The sequence below is a fragment of the Mucilaginibacter sp. P2_D11 genome, assembly GCF_056404435.1.
Genome location: NZ_JBFUEA010000037.1, coordinates 1 through 4,911 on the forward strand (window position 1 = coordinate 1; position 4,911 = coordinate 4,911).

Below are 4,911 nucleotides of genomic sequence, written 5' to 3' on the forward strand. Positions count from 1 at the left end.
TATAAAAGGCTACGATAGTGGGAAATGGGCTTTCTCCATCCGATCAAATCGATATCGCCGCAATAGGCGCCATGCCAGGGGAAAAAATCATGCTCCCAATGTTCACCGGGAACATCGCCCGAATAATACCAACGGCCAATCCCAGATTCGCCAAGATAGTCCATAGCAGTCCAAACAAAATCCCCAATAACATAATTGTTATTCTTCACCAACTTCCAATTTGCAAAGGCATCCTTGGGATACGACTCCGTTTGCATGATCATTCGCGAAGGCACCCGCTGATGATCGGCAGACGCACTCCATAAGTGATAATTATAACCTGCAACGTCGTGTGCAGCCATAAGCGGATCAAGCGTTGCCCAATCTTTACCATTATCCACAATTGCGGATGTAACCAGGCGTGTGTGGTCTATTTTTTTTATCGCATCGGCAAGCATTTTGGCGGTTTCTACAGCTCCCGGGGTACCGCGCTCCGGTATTTCGTTACCAATGCTCCACATAATAATTGAAGGGTGATTACGATCGCGCAACACCATAGCATCTAAGTCGCGCTTCCACCACTGGTTAAAATATTGGGCGTAATCTTGTTTATTTTTCCCGACTTTCCAGCAATCAAACGATTCGTCGATAACCAATAAGCCCAACCTATCGCAAGCATTTAAAAAAGCCTCTGAAGGAGGATTATGAGAAGTTCTTACCGCATTAAATCCCGCTTCTTTGAGTTGCTCTATCTTACGCTCCTCTGCACGGTCGAAAGCGGCGGCGCCCAGGCAACCGTTGTCATGATGCACGCAACCACCATTAAGCTTTACGGTTTTGCCGTTAAGCTGAAACCCATTTTCGGTGGTGAATTTTACAGAGCGTATGCCAAAACTCGTCTCTGTTGCATCAATTATTTTTTTATTTTGCAGCACCTGTATCCGGGCATGGTATAAACCGGGGCTTTGCGGTGTCCATAGCCGCGGAGTTTTTACCGTTATGGTTTGGGTAACTTCCTTCTCACTATTAGCCGCCAGATCAACCTTTATCTGACCATTTCCGGCATTTTTAGCATCTGCGCCCCTTAACCAGGTACTTAAAACAATACTTTTAGGCAGATCGGTTTCGTTTTTTACCAGTGTTTTAATTTGAACGGTTGCCTTTTTTGAAGATACAGCTGGGGTTGTGATGGCTACGCCCCACTGGGCTATATGCACAGTTTCGGTAGCGACCATCCAAACGTGACGATAAATGCCCGAACCACTGTACCACCTGCTGTTGAGATGTTGCGAATTGTCTACCCGAACCGCTATCACGTTTTCCTTGTTAAAATCCAGGTAAGGAGAAAGATCGTAACTGAAGGATGAATAGCCATATGGGTAAATTCCAAGCGATTTCCCATTTATAAAAACTTCAGAATTCATATAAACTCCTTCAAAATAAATGGAGACTTTTTTGCCTTTCCATTCACCCGGAGCTTTGAAGGTTTTACGATACCAGCCAATACCCGCCGGGAAATATCCGCCGGCACCACCTGTTGGGTTTTTAGGGCTTACTTTACCTTCTATACTCCAATCATGCGGCAGATCAAGGCTTCGCCATGCCTTATCGTTAAAATCCCTCGATTTAGCCGAAGCAGTATCTCCCAGGAAGAACTTCCATTGATAATCAAATAATTGTTTTCGTTCAATACTACTTTGATTTTGAGCGTGACTAAAATTACTGCCGGCCAAAAGCAAAAAGAAGGTCATAAATATCGTTTTCATAAAAATGAGCGTGTTTTTTAATTGTAGAATAATACATTTAGTTGTTAAACCATCCCATACTTCGGCGCGTTGCCGTGAGCACATCTATTTTTTCTTCCAGCATCATTTTGCTGACGATGCCGTTGATCTTCGTTTTAAGCGCAACCTCGCTTTTGTTTTGTGCCCAAACGCCGCCGGCCACGAAAAATGCCATAAAACAGGCAATGGTATATTTCATACAATATTATTTCTTTTATTCTTATCGATGCTATCTATCTGCGGCCGTTAGTTTACCGGCAGATGTGTTTATCCTGGCGATGTTGCTTCGCTGTAAGCACTATCGGTTACAGCGCGAAGGTGCCAAAATTTTTATCTCTACCTTGTAAGTTAGCCGAACCCTAATTAAGCAACGATAGTTTTAACAAAGCGGCCCCGTGTGTATTAATTGTTTTTTTATACCCGTTTTTAAAGGTACCTACATCTTGTTTTTCCCAAAGGTCCCGAACGGCTACCTTTCCTGTCAGGCCAAGTTGGGCAAAGTTTATATCCACATCCTGCGGTTGTGCCGCCAGGTTGAATAAAGCGACATAAATATCCTTGCTATTGGGCACGTGCGAATACCAAACCATTGCATCATTAGTTTTGTATAACTGGCGCGGGTCGGTCCCATGTTGATTAACGGCTATCACCTCATCGTTTGTAAACAGTTTCAATTCCCGTTCCCTGTTTTCGGGCAGGTTGCCGCCCAAAATTAACGGGGAGCGGAAGATGGTCCAAAATGTCATGTGCGAATACGCCTCATCTACTGTAAATTTGCTGTAACGCTCGGGACCTACAGGGCCCCGTTTTGACAACTTGCCTATCTGTATCATATCACAATCGGGCCAACGGCCGGGGCCGCCAAGGCCTTCCCATTGTTTGCCATAATTAAACATTTCCAATACGGCGGGCCATTCGTCCCAAAAGTCATTGGCTACCCGCCACATATTGGCATTGTGTTTTAGGTTATCAGCTTTAAAAACAGGCGTAGCCCCCGGTGATGTGCTGAACACGATGGCCCTGCCGCAACTATCAATTGCCTCGTGGTAGCCCTCAAGCTCCGCAGTGCGATAAGGAGCCGATAAGTCATCAACCTTAATAAAATCAACGTCCCAAGCGGCATATAACTTCAATATTGAATTCAGGTATTCCTGCGCACCGGGTTTAGCCATATTCAGGCCATACATGTGGTTGTTCCAGGCGCATTTTGAACCAGTATCGGCTATCATATCAGCAGTTATGCCATTAGTGCCCATTACGGGTGATTTTGCCCATACTGCCTGGCGTGGGATGCCACGCATTACATGAATACCAAATTTCAACCCCCGCGAATGGACATAGTCAGCCAATTGCTTAAACCCCTTACCGCCAAATGCCGACGGAAACTTAATTGTATCAGGTGTTAAACGCCCCCATTTGTCCATTGCCAGCCAGGGGCTATATGAGCCATCTTTAAGTCTTTTTTGAAACGGGTCGCCACTTCGGCTATCATAGGACCATAAAAAATCCACCACTATATATTGCCAGCCATGCGCCTTCAGGTTTTGCGCCATGTAATCAGCATTTGCTTTTACCTCATCCTCATGAACCGTCATACCGTAACAATTGTAACTGTTCCATCCCATGGGAGGGGTTAGCGCAACACTCGTGTTTTGCGCCTTTACAGATGTACAAAAACTAAATACTATTAAAAAAGTTAAAATTTTCAAACTTGAGATCATCTATCGGAGAGTTATATTGTAAATAATACGTAACTGGTTGCGTCGAACGACTTATTAGTGTTTGTAATAACTGGTTTTACACTTAAATCAGCAATTTCTTGCTTATTGCATCTTGTTAATGTCAGGATGCCTAATAAATAATTTAGAGTTTTTTTCATCAAGAGGGTTAGGTGGCGACACATAATTTGCCGCAGGTTAATAATTGGTTATAACTGCCTTCCCTGATAGGGATGAGTCTAACATTAGGTTCATTTTTCATAAAACAGGTCTGCTTACATAATAGGTGCCCTTATGGAAACGGATTGAGCTTGCCCACGAACCCTCCCCATACATGTTTTTGCCATTTGTGAGGTTTGTTGCATCAATATTTGCTAAAGTATCATAGGCATAACCCACCGTCTTCCAGGTTACCAGGTCGTTCGACTTCATTATCGGTACACCGGGGCTCATGTGCATGGTTGTGCTGCTCATGTAATAGCTATTGCCCACACGTTCTATCGATATGTCCGGTACATCTGCATAAATGATGGGGTTGGTGGCTTTTTGTGCATATAAATTAGGCACTATAAGGGTAATAATTAAGGCCGTCAGCCATAACCTGTAAATCGTACTTCTCATATCGACATCTGCTTTTCTGTCCTGGTACTTACCTGGTTTTAATTATTTGGTTAATGTATTTATTTGAAGCACGCTTACCGAATATGGATCGAAAGTCCTTGTAAACTTAGCGCCGGGCACTTTTATTTTGGAGGTAACCGGAACTATTTTTACCGGGTCGCTGATGGTGTTGGTATCTTCGGGTTTATCGCCTTTTATGACCACGATAATACCTTCTGGTGATAATTTTATAGCCCCCTTTAAATCAATATCCACCTGCTGCGGCTTTCCTGTTGCATTTACTACTTTAAGAAACAATTTCCCCGTTTTGGTGTCCCGGGTAGCTACATAAAACAGGCCTGGTATAGGTTTGGGCATGTTGTTCGCCGCGCTGTCCTGTTTGGTGGCGGGCCTGGTTTGGGTAGGGATATTGGCGCCCGCTATAGGCACCACTTTATTGCCGATATAGCTGTTAAACATTACTTGTACATGGTATGATGGCGAACCAAAACTTGTTAATGCATCATAACCTATCAGGTTTGATTCCCATTGCCATGCTTTCGGCGCGGTTGCGGTAGCCTTATTTACATTTGCAAATAAAGGCGCATAGCATGAGCGGATGACTACGTCTGAGTTCCGTTCCATACCGGTCATCCAGGCTGCATCGCCAAGGGCGGCATTCAAAGTGGTGGTGGGCATGCCTTCTGTTGTTGCCCATTCACCTACAAACACTTTATATCCTTTACGGTCGTAGTTATCGTAATGCGCTGCATCCTCTTCCATTCCCCAGGCATTGCGGTAATAATGCTCGTCTACAATTTGGGGCTTGC

5 protein-coding genes are annotated in these 4,911 nt (G+C 44.3%); all 5 read right to left on the bottom strand.

From position 1 onward, the window contains the following. The coding region (locus AC1DXC_RS27135; protein WP_477462313.1) for a glycoside hydrolase family 2 TIM barrel-domain containing protein at positions 1-1,745 on the bottom strand (1,745 nt) is incomplete at its 3' end. Positions 1,746-1,782: 37 nt separating this feature from the next. Next, a complete protein-coding gene (locus AC1DXC_RS27140; RefSeq protein WP_477462314.1) occupies positions 1,783-1,962 on the bottom strand; it encodes a hypothetical protein in 180 nt (59 codons plus the stop codon). A gap of 160 nt (positions 1,963-2,122) precedes the next feature. Then, on the bottom strand, positions 2,123-3,388 hold the full coding sequence (locus AC1DXC_RS27145) for a glycoside hydrolase family 27 protein (protein ID WP_477462315.1): 1,266 nt from the start codon (positions 3,386-3,388) through the stop codon (positions 2,123-2,125). Positions 3,389-3,739: 351 nt separating this feature from the next. After that, positions 3,740-4,102 (bottom strand): family 43 glycosylhydrolase, encoded by a 363-nt coding sequence (locus AC1DXC_RS27150; protein WP_477462316.1) that lies wholly within the window; start codon positions 4,100-4,102, stop codon positions 3,740-3,742. A gap of 42 nt (positions 4,103-4,144) precedes the next feature. Further along, on the bottom strand, positions 4,145-4,911 hold a 767-nt coding region (locus tag AC1DXC_RS27155), incomplete at its 5' end, for an alpha-L-arabinofuranosidase C-terminal domain-containing protein (RefSeq protein WP_477462317.1).

Bases quoted from the DNA above. Each gene is read 5' to 3' on its own strand.
- AC1DXC_RS27150 (WP_477462316.1), bottom strand. From the start codon at position 4,102: ATGAGAAGTACGATTTACAGGTTATGGCTGACGGCCTTAATTATTACC.
- AC1DXC_RS27140 (WP_477462314.1), bottom strand. From the start codon at position 1,962: ATGAAATATACCATTGCCTGTTTTATGGCATTTTTCGTGGCCGGCGGC.
- AC1DXC_RS27145 (WP_477462315.1), bottom strand. From the start codon at position 3,388: ATGGGATGGAACAGTTACAATTGTTACGGTATGACGGTTCATGAGGAT.